Below are 19,667 nucleotides of genomic sequence, written 5' to 3' on the forward strand. Positions count from 1 at the left end.
ATTTGCTTTGGATAGTTGATAAACATGAATTAAGTATAAAAAAATATTAAAAACAACTGTCTAATATCTACGGATTGAATCTTACCTTAAATTTAAAAGCAACTATATGAAAAACAATCGTTTTAGAGCTGTATTACAAATGGCTTTATTAATTGTGTTTAGCAACTCATGGAGTCAAGAAACTCCAGCTATTACTACATCAGCTTCCACTTCCACTCCTGTTTCAAAGTATGATTATCATGATGCTTTTGGGCCGTTTTTTTATACAAAAGATGCAACGCCTACGCGTTCTGCTAGTGGTGAACCTGGATATGGGTATTGGCAAAACAGAGCAGACTATAAATTGACTGCTAAATTAAATGAAAAGACAAATGAAATTGTTGGTACAGATGTAGTAACCTATACCAATAATAGTAACGATAAAATGACATTTGTTTGGATGCATTTGGATCAAAATTTATTCAAAGCAGACTCTAGAGGAAATGCACTTATTCCACTTAATGGAAGCCGTAATGGTGCGCGAGGAGAAGTTTTTGATGGAGGACATAAAATCAAATCTGTTAAAATAGTTTCAATTTCAAAAGGCAAATCTGTTGAGAAAGAAGCAAAATTTAGTATTACAGATACCAGAATGCAAGTTTTTCTTCCAGATGACTTGAAGCCTAAAGGCGGTGTAGTCAGCATTAAAATTGATTTTTCTTATATCTCCCCAAAAGAAGGTTCGGATAGGACGGGAGTTTTAGATACTAAAAATGGTAAAATTTTTACTATTGCACAATGGTATCCACGTATGTGTGTGTACGATGATTTAAGAGGATGGAATACCAATCCGTATTTGGGAGCATCTGAGTTTTATTTAGAATATGGCGATCTTGATGTAAATATTACGGTACCATCAAACCATATTGTAGTTTGTTCAGGTGAATTGTTAAACCCAACAGCTGTGTATTCCACTACCGAACAAAAAAGACTTGCTGAAGCTAAGAAAAGCGAAAAAACAATAATGATTCGTACAGCTGAAGAGGTTGCAGCCAATGTTTCAAATGCGGGAACAATATCGGTAAAAACTTGGCATTTTAAAATCAAGAACGCAAGAGATCTTTCATGGGCTTCTTCACCAGCTTTTATTTTAGATGGCGCCAGAATTAATTTACCAAGCGGTGCAAAATCACTGGCATTATCGGCTTACCCTGTTGAAAGTGCAGGCAATGAAGCTTGGGGACGTGCAACAGAATATACCAAAACTTCAATCGAAAATTATTCTAAAAGATGGTTTGAATATCCTTATCCAGTAGCTACCAATGTTGCAGGAAATGAGGGAGGAATGGAATATCCAGGAATTGTTTTTTGTGGATGGGAATCTAAAGGAGAAGATTTATGGGGAGTTACAGATCATGAATTTGGTCATGGTTGGTTCCCAATGATTGTAGGTTCTAATGAGCGTTTATTTGGATGGATGGATGAAGGTTTTAACACTTTTATCAATTCTTTAAGTTCTGTCGATTTTAATAAAGGTGAGTATAAAAGTAAAGTAACCGATATGCATAATAGTGCTGATTATTTTACAGATCCAAAGACGGAACCTATTATGAGTTCACCAGATAATATGAAGGAAAGTAATATTGGTCTTTTGTGCTATTTTAAACCAAGTGCTGGATTGATAATGTTGAGAGAACAGATATTGGGACAAGAGCGTTTTGATTTGGCTTTTAGAACTTATGTTGAACGTTGGGCTTACAAACATCCAGCACCTGATGACTTTTTCAGAACAATGGAAAATGTTGCTGGAGAGGATTTAAGTTGGTTTTGGAAAGGGTGGTTTGTTAATAACTGGCGTTTAGATCAAGGAGTAAATTCAGTTAAATATGTGAAAAACGATCCAGGTAAAGGAGCTGTAATTACTATTGAAAACTTTGAAAAAATGCCTATGCCTGTAGTTTTAGATGTAAAAACAAAAAGCGGAAAAGTTACCCGTGTTAATTTACCAGTAGAAATTTGGCAACGTAATATAGTTTGGTCTTTCAAAGTAGATACTACCGAAGAAATAGAGAGTGTAGTTATTGATCCAAGTCATGTATTTCCTGATGTGAACGAAAGTAATAATACTTGGAAATCTGATAAAGGAACAATTGAGAAGGATGTTATTTTAGATGGTTATTTAGGGAAATTTTCGACTACTAAAGCGCCATTAAAAATTGAATTTACTGAAAAAAATAGCGTACTCTTCGCTGAAATTACAAATTATCCTAAATTTTCACTTACTCAAATTGATAAAGATAAATTTGAATCTAAAGAGGCAGGAGTTATATTTCAGTTTAACGAAGCTAAAAATGGATTTGATATGATTATTAGTGCAGATCAAAAAATACCTTTTACCAGAGATTAAAAATATTCTTACTCATATAAAAAAAAAGACTTGTAGATTTCTACAAGTCTTTTTTTTATAATATATTTTATTCTGGAATTTGTTGACTCAAGCAATGTAATGTTCCGAATCCCCAAATAAAATCGACACAGCTAATTCCAATTATTTCGCGATCTGGGAAACATTCAGATAAAATATTTAAAGCTACTCTGTCGTTACTATCATTAAAAGTAGGAACCAAAACACAGTTATTCAAAATTAAGAAATTGGCATAACTGGCAGGTAATCTTAAATCCTCAAAATCGACACGTTTTGGCATTGGCAAAGCTACAATTATTGGAGATTTTCCGTTTTCTAACTTCGCATTTTGTAAACGTTTCAAATTATCCTGTAAAGGTTTATAATTAGAATCATTTTTATCTGTCTCAACAATTGTTACAATGGTATCTTCGTTTACAAATCGGCATAAATCATCAATATGCCCGTGGGTATCATCCCCTTCAATTCCATCTCCTAACCAAATTACATTAGTTACTCCTAAATATTCTTTGAAAACGGCTTCGTAATCTTCTTTGGTGAAATTTTCATTTCGAACCTGGATAGTAGGATGCATTAAACATTCTTCGGAAGTTAATAAGGTACCACGTCCGTTAACATCAATAGCACCGCCTTCAACAATAACAGGTTTACCTTTGTACATTACTTGGGTTACTGGAATATTAAGAAACTCGCCTACTTTGGCCGGAACATGTTTATCAAGATTGATATTCTTGTATTTGGCCCAACCGTTGAAATTGAAATTCAATGCTTCTCTCTCTGTGCCATTTTTTACAATAATTGGTCCAGAATCGCGCATCCAACTGCGATTAGTTTTGTGTATGATGAAAGAGATATTGCTCATTTTTACGTGAGCCGTTTCTAACATCTCATTTACTTTACTTTTTTGGTTTTCATTGGTTACTACCAAGAAAACTTGTTCATAAGTAGCTACTTTTTTGATGAATTCAACAAAAGCCCATTGTACGGCTTCGTATTTTCCTGGCCAGTCTTTACCGTTATGTGGAAAACACAATAAAATTCCTTGTTGTTTTTCCCACTCCGCAGGAAATCGTCTCGTAATTGCTGTCATAGATAAATGCTAATTGAAATGTGTGCAAAGATATGCAAACAGTAGGATTAATGAAAGCGAGAATTATTAGTTGAAAGTTGAAAGTTGAAAGTTGTAGTTTTGGGTTTGTTAGCAAAAATATAACATCTCTCCTTTTAGCCCTGATGGTAGTGGAGTCCTTTTTATAAAGCTTTTTTTCTTTATAAAAAGATATAGTGGACAGCAGGAAACTATTTTTCTTAAAAATGCCTTTTTATTTCTCTCCTTAAATATAAAATTTAATAATTATTTAATGATTGACAAATTATGGAATTGTTATAGTAAACATTTGATAATAGTTCCATAATTAGCGCAGTAGCCTTGAATGTTATTTTTGAAAAAAATTAAAACTTTAAAAAAAATGATAAAGAAAGGCCTTGTTGCATTTGCAATTTTATTTTTGATTATTGGTTGTGAAAAGAATGATGATTCTAATGATTCTAGTGAAGAAATGGTAAACGAAAACCCATCAACTTTTAAGGAAATTGGATCATTAACGATAGGAGGAACTGGAGCTGCAGAGATTAGCGCTTATGATGAAACTACCAAAAGACTGTTTACAGTAAATAACAGTAGTACTAATAAAATTGATGTAATTGATATATCCGATCCTACTAAACCAACTTTAGTAGCAAGTATTGATTTAGCTCCTTATAGTGGAGCGGCTAATAGTGTTACGACGTTTAACGGAAAATTAGCAGTGGCTATGGAGTCAAAAATTAATAAGCAAGATCCTGGTAAAGTTGTGGTTTTTGAAACTTCAAATTACGCTCTTGTTAAAGAAGTTACTGTTGGAGCATTACCAGATATGATTACTTATTCTCATGATGGTAAATTTATATTAACTGCTAATGAAGGTGAACCAAATGATGATTATTCACAAGATCCTGATGGTTCGGTTTCTATTATTGATATAGCGTCTAATTATGCTGTTACAACATTGAATTTTGCTAGTTTTAGTAGTGAATTGGCAACTTTAAAAACAAAAGGTTTCCGAATTGCTAGCGCAACTAATAATTTTGCTGCGGATATTGAACCGGAATATATTACCGTTTCTGCCGATTCTAAAACGGCTTGGGTAACACTTCAGGAGAACAATGGTATTGCTAAAATTGATTTGACGACTAAAAAAATTACTCAGATTTTTCCTTTAGGATATAAAGACTATAGTTTAGCAGAAAATGCAATTGATATTAGTGATAAAGATGGTGCAATAGCTTTTAATACTTGGAAATTAAAAGGAATGTTTCAGCCAGATGCAATTAGCAACTTTGAAATGAATAATGTGCAATATCTTGTGACTGCCAATGAAGGTGATGCTCGTGAATACAGTGCTTTTACGGATGTGAAAAGAATTAATAATTCTTCAGTTGTATTGGATCCAGCTATTTTTCCCAATGCTGTTGCTTTAAAAGCAGATGCTAGTATGGGAAGATTAAATATCAATACCAAAATGGGTGATATAGATGGTGATGGTGATTTTGATGAATTAGTAGGGTTTGGTGCACGTTCATTTTCTATTTGGAATGGAGCAACTGGACAATTAGTATTTGATAGTAAAAACGAATTAGACAGAAAAGCGAATGATTTTGGTGTGTATGATGATGGACGAAGTGATGATAAAGGAGCAGAACCAGAAGCAGTTTATACGGCCAAAATGGGAGATAAACAAATTTTGTTTGTAGGATTGGAAAGAGCTGATGCTGTAATGATGTATGATATAAGTATTCCAACAGCTCCAAAATATTTACAAGCTTTAAAAACCGGTGATGCACCTGAAGGAGTTTTTTATATTCCTGCTAGTAAAAGTCCAACGAAAAGAAGTTTACTGGTAGTAAGCAGTGAAGGAGACGGTACTGTAAAAATTTACCAGCCTGATTTGAATTAATAAAAGTTACTTAGAGACTAAGTTTCTAAGATTTTAAAAGAATTTATTTAGATATTAGTTTAAAAAAATCTACCAAGAGTAAGTTATTACTAATGGTAGATTTTATGTTTTTATGGTGATTTAGAAACAAATTAGTCAATAGCTCTTTTGGTAATATCACCAAAAGCATCAATTCTTCTATCTCTGAAAAATGGCCAGTTCTGACGGACATTTTCTTGTAAATCTAAGTCAACTTCGGCTATTAAGATTTCTTCTTTATCGTGAGAGGCTTGTGCCAAAATTTCTCCTTGTGGTCCTGCAATAAACGATGATCCCCAAAACTGAATTCCTGCTGTATCAGGTAGATATTGCTCTAATCCAATTCGGTTCGCGGCAGCTACATACACTCCATTAGCAACAGCATGACCTTTCATGACACTCATCCAAGCACCGTGTTGGTTTTCTCCGTATTGCTCTTTTTCTTGTGGATGCCATCCAATTGCAGTTGGATAAAATAAAACTTCGGCTCCTTTCAAAGCTGTTAATCTCGCTGCTTCTGGATACCATTGATCCCAGCAAATTAAAGTTCCTATTTTTCCTTTTTGAGTTGGAATAGTCTTAAATCCTAGATCACCAGGCGTGAAATAGAATTTTTCATAGAAATGTGGATCATCTGGAATGTGCATTTTTCGGTACAAACCAGCTTCAGATCCATCAGTATCAATGATGTAAGCGCTGTTATGGTAAATTCCTGCCATTCTTTTTTCGAAGAAAGGAACAATGATTACTACACCTAATTCTTTTGCCAAAGCACTAAAAGCAATAAAGGAAGTACTGTATAATGGTTCTGCTAAAGCAAAATTATCAACATCTTCACTTTGACAAAAATAATGACTGCTATATAATTCAGGTAGCGAAATTACTTCGGCACCTTGATTGGCTGCATCACGAACCCAACTCAAACATTTTTTTAGGTTGTTTTCTGCAACGTCGTTTAAATTTAATTGGATTACTGCTATTTTGTATTTCTTCTTTGACATGGTAAAAAAATTAGAGTGCAAAAATAGTTATTTTTTCTGAAGAGTTATACTCTTCAGAATTGGAAAATATAGAAATTGGTTGTTAATGCATTATTTTGCTATTATTTTCTTTCGATGCTCAAAACCCCAGTCAGCAATTACATTGATCACTTTTTTTAGAGTAGAACCATATTCAGTAATTTCATATTCTACTGTAATGGGCTGAGTGTTTACAACAGTTCTGGTAATAAGTAGGTTTGCTTCTAGTTCTTTCAAATCTCTACTTAGCATTTTTCCAGATATACCTTTAACTTCTTTCAAAATATCTGTATAGCGCATTTTTTGAAAGCATAGACACGCAATAATGGAGACTTTCCATTTACCATTAAGGATATCCATTACGTCGTGAATCGCTATAATCCTGTTAGTACATTCTTTTTTTGAGTGGTTCTCTTCAATGATCATACAATGTTATTTAGTTACTTTTTTGTCACTATTACTTTTGGTTACAAAGTTACTAAAAGTAACAAGGTTTGTGTAGTTTTGTATTAACTTATTTTAAAAAAGAGATACACATGAAATTAATAGAAGCTTTGAACTGGCGTTATGCCACAAAGAAAATGAACGGTCAAACAGTACCGCAAGAAAAACTAGATTACATATTGGAAGCTACAAGACTATCTCCATCATCATCTGGATTACAGCCATATGAAATATTTGTAATCAGTAATTCTGAGTTGCTAGAAAAAATTAAACCATTTGCGTGGAATCAAAGTCAAATAACAGACTGTTCTCATCTATTGGTTTTTGCTGCTTGGGATGGATATTCACTGGAAAAAATCACTAAAGTTTTTGATAGAACTCTAGCTGAAAGAGGACTTCCGGCTGATAAAATGGATGACTACAAAAAAACACTTTGGGGAATGTATGAGCCACTTTCTACCGAATGGCATGCTAATCATGCAGCTCGTCAGGCATATATAGCATTGGGAGTTGCCATGGTTGCTGCAGCAGAACAACAAGTAGATGCTACACCAATGGAGGGTTTTAGTAACGACGAATTGGATAAACTTTTAGAATTAAAAGAAAAAGGATTGAAAAGCGCAGTGATTTTGCCACTTGGTTACAGAGACGAAGCTAATGATTGGTTGGTTAATATGAAAAAAGTAAGAACTCCAAAAGAAAAGTTTGTTACCGAAATTAAGTAATAGTTTCATAATACCTAATTTTGTACAAATCCAATAGCAATATGAAAATCCCAATATCCTTATTAGAATTAGCCATAATTACTGAAGGTAGTAATGCCACCGAAACGATGCAAAAAACTAAAGAATTGGCACAGCTTGCCGATAGTTTGGGATACAATCGGTTTTGGTTGGCAGAGCATCATAATATGGCTCACGTTGCTAGTACAGCAACTGTGGTTTTGATAGGCTATGTTGCGAGTTTGACAAAAAATATACGAGTAGGATCGGGGGGGATAATGTTACCGAATCATTCCCCATTGATTATCGCCGAACAGTTTGGTACATTGGCAACTTTATACCCTGACCGAATTGACCTTGGTTTGGGAAGAGCTCCTGGAACAGATTCACAAACGGCACAAGCCATTCGCAAGGACTTTTTTGAGGAATCACAACGATTTCCAAAGAATGTCTCGGCATTACAGAATTATTTTTCGTTAGAAAATGCTACAGCCAGTGTTCGTGCTTTTCCAGCAGAAGGTACAAATGTTCCTATTTGGATTTTAGGTTCTAGTATGGATAGCGCCACTTTGGCGGCGGCTTACGGATTGCCGTATGCTTTTGCAGGACATTTTGCAGCCAGACAAATGATTCAGGCTTTCGAGTTTTACAGGGAGAATTTTAAATCATCAGAATATCTTCAGGAACCTAAAACAATGGCTTGCGTCAATGTAATAGCTGCCGATACGGATGAAGAAGCAGAAATTCTATCCACCAGTTTGTATCAAATGTTTCAGAATTTAGTTCAAAATACCAGAAAACCGTTGCAACCTCCAGTAGATTCTCTGACAGATCTTATGAATGATATGAGTGAAGAAGCTCGTTTTCATGTGAACCAAATGACTGCTGGTTCGTTTATAGGCAGTAAGGAGACATTGGTAAAAGAGTTAAAAGAATTTATCAGGTATTCTCGTGTTGATGAATTGATGATTAGTAGTCCTATATATGACCATCAAGATAAATTAAAAAGTTTGCGAATGCTCAAAGAAGTTGTGGATACTTTGACTTTTTAAAATTTTAAAATTTTGCCATTAAGATATTTAGAAAAATTAAGTCTAAATTTTCTAAATATCTTAATGGTTTATAATAAAAAAATGTCTTCAAAAAGGGTTAGCTTTTGAAGATATTTCTAATTGTTTTTTTATTAATTAACCACTTTAAGGCTAAAAGTACCTATTGTTGCTCCCCAAATTCTCAACCATAACAGCACTGTTGCTTCTGTTCCTCTGGAGCCCACTATGTCACCTAAATCTAGAATGGTTTCATTTTTCCAACCAATTTCATTAAGCAAGCTTTTTACTTTAGCTTTAGCTTCATCATCATTACCACATATAAAATTGGTATGATCACCGTTTTTAAGCATGGATGGAGATATCATTAAGGTATTCCACATGGTATTTAGGGTCTTTACTACTTTGGTATCTGGAAAGTTTTTTTGGATTTCTTCACCCAATGAATTGGTATTGCAAAGTTCAGGGAGTAAACTCAATGGCGCTCCATTGTGTGTGTTTACTGGAATACTAACATCGATAAGGATTTTGTTTCGAATACCTTTTTCTGCAGATGTTAGTGCTTGAATAGCAAATTCACCTTTGATACAATTAAAGATAATTTCTCCAAAAAAGGCTGCCTCTTCAAAAGTTCCATTGCTGGCGTTTTGATCAAATTTATTTGTAAATTCAATCGCTTTTTCATTCGTTTTACTTCTAGAGCCTATCATTATCTGATGGCCCAATTCAATTAATTTGGAAGCTATTGTTATACCAACTGCTCCTGTTCCTAAAACTGCTATTTTCATTCTGTTTATTTTATATTTGAATTATAAAGTTAAAAAAAATAAGTAAAGCATATTACATAACTAATCTGGAATTGAATCTATTGTAGGTTCTTATTGCTAAAAAGTAGTGTTATTGTATTATTTCTTTGTTATTTGCTAACTTCAAAGTCTATTGTTGCGTCAATATATTTGTATGATTGGGTTGTAAAATCTGAATTAAATCCAAAGGAGTTTTTAAAACAAATTTTGCTCCGGTTGCAATCAATTCTTCTTCTGGTCTGTATCCCCATGAAACACCCACGGCAACCATTTTAGCATTGGTTGCTGTTTGCATATCAATACCAGAATCACCCACAAAAATAATTTCTTCGGTTTTTAGTCCTAGACTTTTGCTTATAGCAATGGCTTCAGATGGATTTGGTTTTTTTAGTTCTTCGATACGTAAGCCCACAATAGGATCAAAAATGTTCGGAAACAAATCAGTAGTGATTTTCTTGGCGAGTTCATCTGATTTATTTGAGAATACACTTAGTCTTATATTGTTTGAAATTAAGTGGTTTAATAATTCACTAATTCCATCGTAAGCTTTTGTTTTGTGAGAGCAATTAATAGTGTATTCTTCAATCATTAATTGATAGCAACGATCGATATCTTTTTCAGTATTATTTGTTTCTGGTAACGATTTGCTAACCAAGTTGCGAAGGCCGCTACCAATGAAATATTGATAACTTTTATAACTATGAGTAGGGTAGTTCAGGTTTGTAAGAACCTTATTCATAGCATCTGCAATGTCCTCAAGTGAATTAACCAATGTGCCGTCCAAATCAAAAATAACGCCTTTAAATTTCATTTCCATTTTTTTAAGACATCGAAAAACCACACTTTCGATTGTCATTTTAGTAATATTCCCAAAGGTAAGAATATTGTTTTTTTAGTTCGATGACTTTTGTCAGTTATTTACTTTTAATCAAATAGGATGATTTACTACTTAAATAGATGTAAAAAAATTATCGAATATCAAAAGGAGTTTGATTGTGAACTTGTATTGATTCTTCAACAGGTGTATTGAAATTTGTAGCCTTGGTCGAACTGATATTAGTAATCCATTTTACATATTCTACTAAAAAAAGTATTGAATCGATAACCAAATCATAAAGAGAGGCAAATGAATCAACAACCAAATCATATAGAGAGGCAAAAAAATCAATTAAGATGTTTACTAGAGATGTTTTTTTATTTTTCAATGGTAGTTATATTTAGTTAGTATTTTATTTAAGTTCGTTGAAATACAAAGGTTTATTGCTTAGCTTGTTTTAATATCTTAAGAGCTATGCTAAATATAGCTAAAATTTATTTAAATTCCGACAAAATACATTTATTTTAATTTCGCATAAGAAATAACGTGTTTATTTTAATAACCGAAATTTTAATAATTTCTACTGATGATTGAATTCTTCCCACCCAACATGGCAATCGGAATATTCGTACTATATTATGTCATTTTTATATTTACTTGTACACCTCTTTGTAGCTTTTATACCCAAATATAAAAGGTTTAAGGCATTTTTTGAAAAGCAGTTTTGTTAATTACCTAGTTTCATGTCGTCAAATTAATAACCACAAATTTTAACTAAAGAAATTCAATATGAAAACGACAAAAAAGGTATTATTTTTAATTACGCTAATCTCATTTTGCGCCTGCAAAAATGATCCAAAAGTAAAAGATGAAAAAGCTGCTTATACAACAGCTGCTGCTGATTCTGAGTGTTTGGCTCCTGCTAGTTGGTTTACAATAGTAAACAATACAAGACAGACTCCTGCACCAAATGAAGGACCTACTAGTGCCTTTGCAAACAATGCAACAGTTACTAATTGTGACTTTCATCAATGGTCTTGGCAAAAATTTCTTTGGTTAACCAATGAGGTAAATGGACAACCACAGTTTATGAGTACTTTGATACAAGTGAATTCTAGAGGTCAAAAATTAGATGCTACTAAAGGAATTGTTTTAACAGATAGCGCTCAAGCGAGTTCTACAACTGATATTTTAAAAACACCTAATTATCCAACAGGCGTTCCACCATCCACAACAGTGTATTATTCAATATTCATGGACAGTCTTCTTTATGATACAATGGTAAAATATGCGCCAATAGCAAAAAAAGATCCTAACCTAGTGAAAGGTGTAGCTTTTCCAGTAGGAGCTTTAGAGGTTAAATCATCTTGGATTGATGCGAGCGTTCTTAAAGATACCTCTACATATTTTATTACTCAAGGTGAAATCAATGGTGTAAAAAAGAAAGTAGCTCTTTTAGGAATACATGTTGTTGGAGTTGTTGAGAATCACCCTGAATTTGTTTGGGCTACTTTTGAACATGAAAATCTTGCACCTGCTTATGATTGGTCTAAGGCTACACCAACAACTGATGCACCAGTGACTAGTACAGTTGATTATCCTTTTTTCAACAAGGCTACTACTGCAACAGTTACAAATATCACTTCAAAAAATGGTATTTATACAGATGTATTTTCTGTTTACAAATATGGTGTTCCTGTCGAAAAAGCAATGAAAGGAACACATAATGTTCAGCTTTATATGCAAACTAGTCAGGATGCTTCTGTTAACTTCAATAATATTCGCACTATTAATGAAAGTGTAAAGAAACAACTGCAAGGAGTTTGGAATAATTATTTCTACAATGGTTCGATATGGATCAATACTGCAAAATTCCCTACGCCTCAAGCACAAGCGGCGGCTTTAGATTCTTTAGGTCGTAATCTTTCAAATTCTCAGCCAGGAAAATTAGTTAGAGGATCTGTTGCAGCAGCCAATATTACGATGGAAACATACGTTCAAGTAGGATTTGGAAAACCGTCATCTATACATGCAGTTACAGTAAATAGTCTAGTTAATTGCTTTTCTTGTCATAATGCTTCTGTTGGTAGTAATACTTCTCCTCTTTATATCAGTCATGTTTTTACAGGATATTTGGATAATCTAAATGGATTAAGTCGACTACAGGTGAAACAAAAGCATGTTGATGAAATCATGAAACAATATACATTGCGTCTACAAGGCAAATAACCAAAGACAAATGATTTTGATTTAATTTAATTATGATTCAAATTTTAAAAACAAAAACCACAAACAATTGTTTGTGGTTTTTTGTACATATTGATGGAATAATATAGGATTAGAATTGAAGCTTTAATTTAGGTATCCTTTAAATAATTAATTTGAAGTCAAATTATAATTCTTAATTTTACCCAAAGTGATACTTTAAATTAGAAAAAAACTTAAAAAATTCCATTAGTATGAGATTTAGAATTGTAATTAGATATGTTTTGTTGATAGTAGTTGTAATGGCAACTTTTGTTTCCTGTAGTAATGAAGATTCTAAAACGGGAGCCAATGATGTATCAGATGCTGTAAAAGATGGGACTTGGAAGGTTAGTTATTTTGCTGAATCAGGAGATGATAAAACACAAGATTATAAGGGGTATAGTTTTACTTTTAGGGATAATTCTATACTGACAGCTTCAAAGGGGACTAATTCATATACAGGTGTATGGTCTGCATCCAAAAGCTCGAACGATGATGATATATCCAGTACTATTTTTATGGTCACATTTGATACTCCTGAGGTTTTAATCAATTTGAGTGGGAATTGGAAAGTAGTTGAGAATACGGGAAATGTTTTGCAACTGAAAGATGACAGTAGCGGTGACTCTACTATTGGTCATCTTTATTTTGAAAAAATATAATTCAGACTGTCTTTTTAAAAAAAATACTCTGTTTTTTTATAGAATACTGCGCCATAATAATATTGAGGCGTGCCTCTCAATTTTGTATGTGTTACCTATTTTTTCGATAGGCTCTCCTTTAATTTTCAAAGGAGAGCCTATCCTTTTTATAGGCGTTGCCTCCAAAAAGGATAGGCTTACATAACTATTTTAAAGGTAATGCCTTTGATTCTATAGGATGCACATCTTGATTGTTTAGGAGGGCCACAATTTTAGTATGGAGAGCCTCTAGTTTTGGTATGTTCGCCTTTAATTTTGGTAAGTACGCCTATGAATTTTATAGGTGCGCCTATGGTTTTGATTGGCGCACCTACAGTTTTGATTGGCTCGCCTATAGATTGGGCAGGGAAGGTTATAATTTTAAGAGGTACGCTTATAGATTTGGTTAGAGAGCGTATAATATACACAAGCGAAGCAAACTCACGAAGTAATTGTGCTGTGTGTCTGCGAAGTAAAGCGAAAAGGGATACTAAATTGATTATCCAAAAAGTAGTTTAATATAGTATTCCTTATTTCTTCCCAATTATCTTTTTGAATGCGTTTACCATTCCCAAGACAATCAGCCCAATTACAAGTCCCAAACTAATATCTTTTACAATTGTAGGTAATTGAGGAAATAGATGATGTAAAAAATCAATATTGTGTACAAATATGCCTCCTGCTACAAGAAGCAAAGCTATAGTACCTATAACGGCTAAACTTTTGATAACTTTTGGTAGTGCCTGTACAAGTAGTTTTCCAATCATTTTTGTTAAGCTACGTTCTTTGGTACTATGTTCAATGAGTTTATACCCTAATTCATCCATTCTTACAATTAGGGCTACAATGCCATAAACTCCTATAGTTGCTAATACTGCAATTATAGAAACTACAATAATCTGAGATGAAAGAGATTTTTCAATTACAGTACCGAGTGCAATAATCACTATCTCTACCGATAAAATAAAATCGGTTACAATTGCTGATTTTATTTTGTCTTTTTCAAGAGTTAGAATTTCTTCTTCAGTATACTCTTTAAATTGAGTTTCAGTTTCTCCATGCTTATGTTTGTGTGGAAATAAATATTCGTATATTTTTTCGGCACCTTCATAGGCTAAAAAAAGCCCGCCAAGTACCAGAATTATTTTGATGGCTAAAGGAAAAAAAGCACTTAATAAAAAGGCAATGGGTAAAATAATTAATTTATTAATAAACGATCCCTTTCCAATTGCCCACAACACAGGGAGTTCTCTTGAAGAAGCAAAACCAGAAGCTTTTTCGGCATTAACAGCTAAGTCATCACCTAAAATCCCTGCTGTTTTTTTTGCTGCAATTTTACTCATTACTGCAACATCGTCCATAATTGCTGCGATATCATCTAATAGTACAAAAAAGCCTGATGCCATTATAATTGTTTTAGAAACTACGTTTAAATTTGGTATTGCTGTACCAAAAATCGTTGCCTAGTTTTGATTATTTATAAATACGAATTTACTGTTTTTTGGTTGAATGTATTGCTGTAATTTGTTTTTAACAAGTATTACATTTTCTCTTAGCTGGCAATAGGAAGGAGTTGTTATAAGATACTATGACTATACTTAAAATAAAAAACACACCAATCTTTCGACGAGTGTGTTTTTATAACTAACCAAAATATGTATTACTTTTTATTCTTCAAAAAATTATTATAAAGAGCCGTACCAACTGCTTTGATATCGATCGAATGTTTTGCAACTACATTGGATATTGCAAATTGAAGAATAGTACCAAACACTTTCTTTATAGGATTACTATCATGATGCACTATTAATTTTTTAGAAATAAATCCCGTCACTAAACCCATAACATTGCCAAGCACATCTTCTTTTATTTTGGATGATGCACTAACGTCATGAACTAGATTTTTGATAATATTGACAGGTTTTATACTTTCATAAGCAATATGAAATTGTTCCTTTAGTAAGAACAAGTCAGTATTGTATTGTTGCTCTGTAAGAACAATCAATTCATTTAATGCATCGGTTTCGTTTGTCTTTTTCATAACACTTTTTGCTTCATCATTTGTTTAATAATAGAATTACTAACTGGATATTTGAGCCATTGTTCTCTAAAAATGCGAAGAAAAATAGCCACCAGTAAATAGAAAGCTCCAATTATAAAGAAACCGTAAAATGTATCGCCCAATAGTTTACCTAACCATATTGCAACACCAATGCTAATAATTATGATTGACAATACAACCGTCATACTAACAACAAGTAATGAAAAGAGTGATGAAACTATTTCGGCTGATTTATCTACAGCGTTAAGCTTTAACAATTTTATACTTGTTTTGGTGTAATCTTCTGCTCGCTCAAAAAGCGTTGCTATAGGTGTTGTATCGTCAGTCATAATGTATTATTTAGAATTAAAAATTTTTTGCCTCATCATTGAATTCACTATTAACTTTGTCAAAATCATCTATTCCAATTTCGGTTATATCTTTAGCCTCTTTTTTTACAGCTTTCATTTTTTCTTTCAAAGTATCTGCAATACCGTTATACTTTGATTTTAAATCATCTGCATAATCATTTCCTTTATCTATGATTTGCTTGCGTGTTACTGACCCTTTTTCGGGTGCAAATAAAATTCCTAATATTCCACCTACAGCAAGTCCTGCTGCTGTTCCCAATACTACTTTACCTGTGCTCATGATATTTGTTTTAAATGTTAAAGAATGAATTTATTTATATGATTTTGTTTTAACTGCATTGCCCTAGAAGAAACCAAATAATGATAAAAACTAAAATAGTACCGAAGCAACCGCCACCCAGTTTTTTTGCTCCATAACCTGCTAGTAGTCCTCTGAATATATTGTTCATAATTTTTGTTTTATAAGGTTGATGTCATCTAGTTAATCATTGCTTTATTGCAATGTTGTAAAGTTCTATCAGTTTGATTAAAAATGTTTTATATTTCCTTTCGAAAAAATTACAAAATTTACATATCTAGAAGAATGTTTCAATAGTAATAACATTGTAAAAAGATTTTAAAAGCATATATAAAAAAACACTAGCCTTTCGACTAGTGTTTTTATTTAGTATTCTTTTTGTGTTATTTGGTATAATTAATTTTTTGAATTTGTCTTTTGTGTCTGAGAACATGGACGATCGCATGTTCTGTTAATTGTTCAATGTCATATAGCTGTCCAGAACCAATTTTTATTTTTAAAGAATTATCGTTTTGCTCAAGTTCACTATCCTTAATGTTCGAAAAAACATTTTGTGTAAACGCAAAAACATTGTCGAGGTCTATTAAATATTCTTTAATTGTATTACGAAAGGTTTTGTCTGGTTGTTTGATAGTATGACCTTTGATATTATTAATGCTAGTTGCATAGCCATACCCAGCATTTACAACATGAGATAAAATTGCTTGGATAGATTTACAATCTTCGTTGGTTGTGTGTTGATTAAAAACAATAGGTAAGACATTATCAGGAATATCTTCAATAACCTTTTTTAAATCTAGAATCATTTGTTCATATATGTCAAGCAACGCTCCAACCGCATCTTGTCTGTTTGTTTTTACCATTATTGTTTGTTGAGTGTATATTTATTTGGATTATAAGTATTAATTGTGGGGTGCTTTTTGCACTTAATGTTTGCTTGGATTTACTAATCGTAAATAGCTTTTGCTATTTTGCTAAATTATAAAATAAAAGACCAGTCTTTCGACCAGTGTTTTGGTTAGCAATCTAATTGCAGTATTACTATTTGAGTAATGAGTTATAAAAAATTAATTGGTTAGAATTATAATTGATGTTACTATTATGGCTAATTCTGTACAGCAGGAATGTAAATATTAAAAGTAGCTCCTTTGTTTAATTTGCCGTTTGCGGTAATAATTCCATGATGATTTTCTACTATTTTTCTCGCGATGGTAAGACCAATTCCGGTGCCTTCATAATCGCCTTTTTCATGCAAGCGTTGGAAAATTTCAAATATTTTATGGTTGAATTCTGGGTCGAAACCTATTCCGTTATCGGCAATGCTAATATGATGATGATCTCGGTTTAAAGCATATTTCTTAGTGCTTAAGGAGTTGTATTTTATAAAATTGCTCTTAATTATAATATGAGATTTTAGTTCTGGTTTACAGAATTTAAGAGAATTACTGATGAGGTTTTGTAATAATTGACGAAATTGAAAAGGAATTATATTAACGTCACTTAGTGTATGGACTTCTATTGTAGCGCTTTTTTCCTGCAATTGTTCTTTAAGCGAATCCATGACGTCCTGAACAATTTTATTTAGGTCACTGTTTTCAAACTTCCTTTGGGTAACGCTTGTACGAGAGTATGTAAGCAAATCATTTATCAGCGTCTGCATGTGCAAAGCTGAAAGTCTAGTACGTTCTACATAATATTTCCCCTTTGGAGATAAATTATCGTATTCTTCATCGAAAATCCTTCCCGAGAAAGCCTGAATTTTCCTCAAAGGCTCTTGTAAATCATGACTTGAAATGAAAGCGAAGGATTCTAGTTCTTTGTTTGCAATCAGTAATTCTGCTGCACGCTTTTCTTTTTCCTCGTTTTGATAAGCAAGTTCTTTATTGGCGATGATTAATTCGGCAGCGCGGTCTTCCTTTTCCTTATTTTGGTAAGCCAGTTCTTTATTAGCAATAGCCAATTCTGCTGCACGCTTTTCTTTTTCCTTGTTTTGGAAAGCAAGTTCTTTATTAGCAATTATTAATTCGGCTGCGCGTTTTTCTTTCTCAGTAACCTGAAGAGCCAGTTCTTTATTGGCGATGATTAGTTCTGCTGCTCGGTCTTCCTTTTCTTGATTTTGATATGCCAGTTCTGTATTTGCAATCACTAATTCGGCCGCACGCTTTTCTTTTTCTTTGTTTTGGTAGGCAAGTTCTTTATTTGCAATGATCAATTCGGAAGCGCGTTTTCCTTTTTCAGTAACCTGAAGTGCTAGTTCTTTATTGGCAACAATTAATTCTGCGGCGCGGTCTTCCTTTTCCTGATTTTGATATGCTAGCTCTATATTAGCAATAATCAATTCAGCGGCACGTCTTTCTTTTTCTATGTTTTGAAAGGCAAGCTCTTTATTAGCGATGACTAATTCGGCAGCACGTTTTCCTTTTTCAATAACCTGAAGCGCCAGTTCTTTATTGGCAATTACCAATTCAGCAGCGCGTTTTTCTTTTTCATGGTTTTGATATGCAAGTTCTTTATTAGCGGAGATTAATTCTTCGGCATAATTTTTTTTATCCTCAGCTTGAAGAGTATTATTTTCAGTTACAGGAAGTGTTTTTTTACTCATTTACTTTAGATATCTCTCAAAGATAGTATAAGTGGATTTAGATTAAGCCATTTTCAACGGAGTTTACTTTTTAAAGTGCTGTTTAGATAGTTTCGATTACATTTTCTAATAATCTCCTAGATTTTGGTGTTACTTCAATTCGGTTGAAATCATCTTCAGACCCATAACCTACAGCCATAGCAAATAATGGTTTGTATGTCTTCATGTTAAGAATAGTCATATATTTATCTGATTCTATACCTTCCATAGGTGTTGAATCTAGACCTAGGGCAGCACTAGCTGTCAGGCCAACTCCCAAAGCTATATAGACTTGTTTGGAAAACCATATTTTCAAATCCGATTCCGGCATACTTGCTTTAATCTGATTGTACCAATCTTTTCTAGCTTGCGGTAATTCATTATTGACCACTTTTTGAAAAGCATCCAAATCATCTGCCACACTAAATACAACTAATAGCTTGGCTTGATTTATTTTTTCTTCATTATGCATGGAAACTGAAGCTAATTTTGCTTTCATTTCTGGATTTTGTACAAATGTAAATTTCCAAGGCTGAATATTTATCGAAGAAGGAGTAAGGCGTAAAATTTCTTTCAAATCTTCAATTTTTTCTTGTGGTATCTCCTTATCAGCGTTGTATTTTTTTGCAGTATATCTTTTTTCTATTAATTTTAAAATATTCATGGGTTGTACTTTTTAATGAAATGATTCACTAGATAACTGATTATCATATAATTATAGTTAGTTATCCGTTGATTGTATTAAGATTTGTATTGGTGAACTTAACAGGATTTGATGTTTTATGTTTTTTATTAGTATCGGCTCACCTTTTAATTCTAAAGGGTAAGTAATTGCTGAAGCAAAGTCAGTTTTATTAGCGAGTTGAGTTTCGAATTTTTTAACTCCGAATTTTGCAGCTAACAAGCAAAGCAATTGGTCAATTTCTTCTGCATACATTGATACTCTTTGCCATTCTCCATCATAAGTTACAAGTATGACAAAATAATCCTCGTCCAGAGCGTTTAAAGCGAGTTCACCGACGGCTATAATTTGATCTAATGAGAGCTCTAAAATAGTCTCATTCTTCCAAATCCAATTAATAGTTTTTCCATCAATCTTTATACGTCCGCTGCTCATTTTCTTTTAGCTGTTTAT

General features: G+C 32.9%; 20 protein-coding genes. 6 read left to right on the forward strand and 14 right to left on the reverse strand.

All coding sequences use genetic code 11. The features are described 5' to 3' along the window. The first annotated feature begins 106 nt into the window (after window positions 1-106). A complete protein-coding gene (locus CLU82_RS16500; protein ID WP_100844121.1) occupies window positions 107-2,386 on the forward strand; it encodes a M1 family metallopeptidase in 2,280 nt (759 codons plus the stop codon). Window positions 2,387-2,453: 67 nt separating this feature from the next. On the opposite strand, the gene CLU82_RS16505 is transcribed toward CLU82_RS16500, so the two are convergent. Next, a complete protein-coding gene (locus tag CLU82_RS16505) occupies window positions 2,454-3,494 on the reverse strand; it encodes an agmatine/peptidylarginine deiminase (RefSeq protein ID WP_100844122.1) in 1,041 nt (346 codons plus the stop codon). Window positions 3,495-3,873: 379 nt separating this feature from the next. Here CLU82_RS16505 and CLU82_RS16510 point away from each other — a divergent pair, with 379 nt between their 5' ends. Beyond that, the gene (locus CLU82_RS16510) at window positions 3,874-5,400 is read left to right on the forward strand and encodes a choice-of-anchor I family protein (protein WP_100845064.1); all 1,527 of its coding nucleotides are present in this window, start codon (window positions 3,874-3,876) and stop codon (window positions 5,398-5,400) included. 131 nt (window positions 5,401-5,531) lie between these two features. Here CLU82_RS16510 and CLU82_RS16515 read toward each other — a convergent pair whose 3' ends face one another. Next, window positions 5,532-6,419, reverse strand: a complete 888-nt coding sequence (locus CLU82_RS16515) for a carbon-nitrogen hydrolase (protein WP_100844123.1) — start codon at window positions 6,417-6,419, stop codon at window positions 5,532-5,534. Window positions 6,420-6,509: 90 nt separating this feature from the next. Continuing rightward, window positions 6,510-6,863 (reverse strand): helix-turn-helix domain-containing protein, encoded by a 354-nt coding sequence (locus CLU82_RS16520; RefSeq protein WP_100844124.1) that lies wholly within the window; start codon window positions 6,861-6,863, stop codon window positions 6,510-6,512. A gap of 110 nt (window positions 6,864-6,973) precedes the next feature. Between CLU82_RS16520 and CLU82_RS16525 the strand changes: the two genes are divergently transcribed. Both CLU82_RS16525 and CLU82_RS16530 read left to right on the forward strand, forming a co-directional pair. Next, on the forward strand, window positions 6,974-7,606 hold the full coding sequence (locus CLU82_RS16525) for an NAD(P)H-dependent oxidoreductase (RefSeq protein ID WP_100844125.1): 633 nt from the start codon (window positions 6,974-6,976) through the stop codon (window positions 7,604-7,606). A gap of 41 nt (window positions 7,607-7,647) precedes the next feature. Beyond that, window positions 7,648-8,655 (forward strand): LLM class flavin-dependent oxidoreductase, encoded by a 1,008-nt coding sequence (locus tag CLU82_RS16530; protein WP_100844126.1) that lies wholly within the window; start codon window positions 7,648-7,650, stop codon window positions 8,653-8,655. Window positions 8,656-8,786: 131 nt separating this feature from the next. Here CLU82_RS16530 and CLU82_RS16535 read toward each other — a convergent pair whose 3' ends face one another. The 3 genes from CLU82_RS16535 to CLU82_RS16545 form a co-directional block, all read right to left on the reverse strand. Then, entirely contained in the window at window positions 8,787-9,440 is a 654-nt protein-coding gene (locus CLU82_RS16535) for an NADPH-dependent F420 reductase (protein WP_100844127.1), read from the reverse strand. Between the two features lie 148 nt (window positions 9,441-9,588). Then, a complete protein-coding gene (locus CLU82_RS16540) occupies window positions 9,589-10,269 on the reverse strand; it encodes an HAD family hydrolase (RefSeq protein ID WP_100845065.1) in 681 nt (226 codons plus the stop codon). Window positions 10,270-10,426: 157 nt separating this feature from the next. Further along, window positions 10,427-10,663 (reverse strand): hypothetical protein, encoded by a 237-nt coding sequence (locus CLU82_RS16545; protein WP_100844128.1) that lies wholly within the window; start codon window positions 10,661-10,663, stop codon window positions 10,427-10,429. Window positions 10,664-11,064: 401 nt separating this feature from the next. Between CLU82_RS16545 and CLU82_RS16550 the strand changes: the two genes are divergently transcribed. Both CLU82_RS16550 and CLU82_RS16555 read left to right on the forward strand, forming a co-directional pair. Next, window positions 11,065-12,504 carry a hypothetical protein gene (locus CLU82_RS16550; RefSeq protein ID WP_100844129.1) on the forward strand — a complete coding sequence of 480 codons (1,440 nt, stop codon included), beginning with the start codon at window positions 11,065-11,067 and terminating at the stop codon, window positions 12,502-12,504. 230 nt (window positions 12,505-12,734) lie between these two features. Then, the gene (locus CLU82_RS16555; protein WP_100844130.1) at window positions 12,735-13,184 is read left to right on the forward strand and encodes a hypothetical protein; all 450 of its coding nucleotides are present in this window, start codon (window positions 12,735-12,737) and stop codon (window positions 13,182-13,184) included. Window positions 13,185-13,732: 548 nt separating this feature from the next. Here CLU82_RS16555 and CLU82_RS16565 read toward each other — a convergent pair. From CLU82_RS16565 to CLU82_RS16600, 8 genes are all read right to left on the reverse strand, one after another. Beyond that, window positions 13,733-14,608: a DUF808 domain-containing protein gene (locus tag CLU82_RS16565; protein WP_100844132.1), complete on the reverse strand. Its 876-nt coding sequence runs from the start codon at window positions 14,606-14,608 to the stop codon at window positions 13,733-13,735. A gap of 254 nt (window positions 14,609-14,862) precedes the next feature. Beyond that, on the reverse strand, window positions 14,863-15,243 hold the full coding sequence (locus tag CLU82_RS16570) for a hypothetical protein (protein WP_100844133.1): 381 nt from the start codon (window positions 15,241-15,243) through the stop codon (window positions 14,863-14,865). Continuing rightward, entirely contained in the window at window positions 15,240-15,593 is a 354-nt protein-coding gene (locus tag CLU82_RS16575) for a hypothetical protein (protein ID WP_100844134.1), read from the reverse strand. Before CLU82_RS16575 ends, CLU82_RS16570 begins: the two co-directional genes overlap by 4 nt. 16 nt (window positions 15,594-15,609) lie before the next feature. Beyond that, the gene (locus CLU82_RS16580) at window positions 15,610-15,894 is read right to left on the reverse strand and encodes a YtxH domain-containing protein (protein WP_100844135.1); all 285 of its coding nucleotides are present in this window, start codon (window positions 15,892-15,894) and stop codon (window positions 15,610-15,612) included. A 401-nt stretch (window positions 15,895-16,295) separates the two neighbouring features. Beyond that, window positions 16,296-16,775: a DinB family protein gene (locus tag CLU82_RS16585; RefSeq protein ID WP_100844136.1), complete on the reverse strand. Its 480-nt coding sequence runs from the start codon at window positions 16,773-16,775 to the stop codon at window positions 16,296-16,298. Window positions 16,776-17,017: 242 nt separating this feature from the next. After that, on the reverse strand, window positions 17,018-18,514 hold the full coding sequence (locus tag CLU82_RS16590) for an ATP-binding protein (protein ID WP_100844137.1): 1,497 nt from the start codon (window positions 18,512-18,514) through the stop codon (window positions 17,018-17,020). A gap of 82 nt (window positions 18,515-18,596) precedes the next feature. Beyond that, on the reverse strand, window positions 18,597-19,196 hold the full coding sequence (locus CLU82_RS16595; RefSeq protein WP_100844138.1) for a nitroreductase family protein: 600 nt from the start codon (window positions 19,194-19,196) through the stop codon (window positions 18,597-18,599). Window positions 19,197-19,253: 57 nt separating this feature from the next. Further along, window positions 19,254-19,649 (reverse strand): hypothetical protein, encoded by a 396-nt coding sequence (locus CLU82_RS16600; RefSeq protein ID WP_100844139.1) that lies wholly within the window; start codon window positions 19,647-19,649, stop codon window positions 19,254-19,256. Window positions 19,650-19,667: the final 18 nt, after the last annotated feature.

This window comes from Flavobacterium sp. 5, assembly GCF_002813295.1.
Taxonomy (GTDB): domain Bacteria; phylum Bacteroidota; class Bacteroidia; order Flavobacteriales; family Flavobacteriaceae; genus Flavobacterium.

Bases quoted from the DNA above. Each gene is read 5' to 3' on its own strand.
- CLU82_RS16500 (WP_100844121.1), top strand. From the start codon at position 107: ATGAAAAACAATCGTTTTAGAGCTGTATTACAAATGGCTTTATTAATT.
- CLU82_RS16505 (WP_100844122.1), bottom strand. From the start codon at position 3,494: ATGACAGCAATTACGAGACGATTTCCTGCGGAGTGGGAAAAACAACAA.
- CLU82_RS16510 (WP_100845064.1), top strand. From the start codon at position 3,874: ATGATAAAGAAAGGCCTTGTTGCATTTGCAATTTTATTTTTGATTATT.
- CLU82_RS16515 (WP_100844123.1), bottom strand. From the start codon at position 6,419: ATGTCAAAGAAGAAATACAAAATAGCAGTAATCCAATTAAATTTAAAC.
- CLU82_RS16520 (WP_100844124.1), bottom strand. From the start codon at position 6,863: ATGATCATTGAAGAGAACCACTCAAAAAAAGAATGTACTAACAGGATT.
- CLU82_RS16525 (WP_100844125.1), top strand. From the start codon at position 6,974: ATGAAATTAATAGAAGCTTTGAACTGGCGTTATGCCACAAAGAAAATG.
- CLU82_RS16530 (WP_100844126.1), top strand. From the start codon at position 7,648: ATGAAAATCCCAATATCCTTATTAGAATTAGCCATAATTACTGAAGGT.
- CLU82_RS16535 (WP_100844127.1), bottom strand. From the start codon at position 9,440: ATGAAAATAGCAGTTTTAGGAACAGGAGCAGTTGGTATAACAATAGCT.
- CLU82_RS16540 (WP_100845065.1), bottom strand. From the start codon at position 10,269: ATGAAATTTAAAGGCGTTATTTTTGATTTGGACGGCACATTGGTTAAT.
- CLU82_RS16550 (WP_100844129.1), top strand. From the start codon at position 11,065: ATGAAAACGACAAAAAAGGTATTATTTTTAATTACGCTAATCTCATTT.
- CLU82_RS16555 (WP_100844130.1), top strand. From the start codon at position 12,735: ATGAGATTTAGAATTGTAATTAGATATGTTTTGTTGATAGTAGTTGTA.
- CLU82_RS16565 (WP_100844132.1), bottom strand. From the start codon at position 14,608: ATGGCATCAGGCTTTTTTGTACTATTAGATGATATCGCAGCAATTATG.
- CLU82_RS16570 (WP_100844133.1), bottom strand. From the start codon at position 15,243: ATGAAAAAGACAAACGAAACCGATGCATTAAATGAATTGATTGTTCTT.
- CLU82_RS16575 (WP_100844134.1), bottom strand. From the start codon at position 15,593: ATGACTGACGATACAACACCTATAGCAACGCTTTTTGAGCGAGCAGAA.
- CLU82_RS16580 (WP_100844135.1), bottom strand. From the start codon at position 15,894: ATGAGCACAGGTAAAGTAGTATTGGGAACAGCAGCAGGACTTGCTGTA.
- CLU82_RS16585 (WP_100844136.1), bottom strand. From the start codon at position 16,775: ATGGTAAAAACAAACAGACAAGATGCGGTTGGAGCGTTGCTTGACATA.
- CLU82_RS16590 (WP_100844137.1), bottom strand. From the start codon at position 18,514: ATGAGTAAAAAAACACTTCCTGTAACTGAAAATAATACTCTTCAAGCT.
- CLU82_RS16595 (WP_100844138.1), bottom strand. From the start codon at position 19,196: ATGAATATTTTAAAATTAATAGAAAAAAGATATACTGCAAAAAAATAC.
- CLU82_RS16600 (WP_100844139.1), bottom strand. From the start codon at position 19,649: ATGAGCAGCGGACGTATAAAGATTGATGGAAAAACTATTAATTGGATT.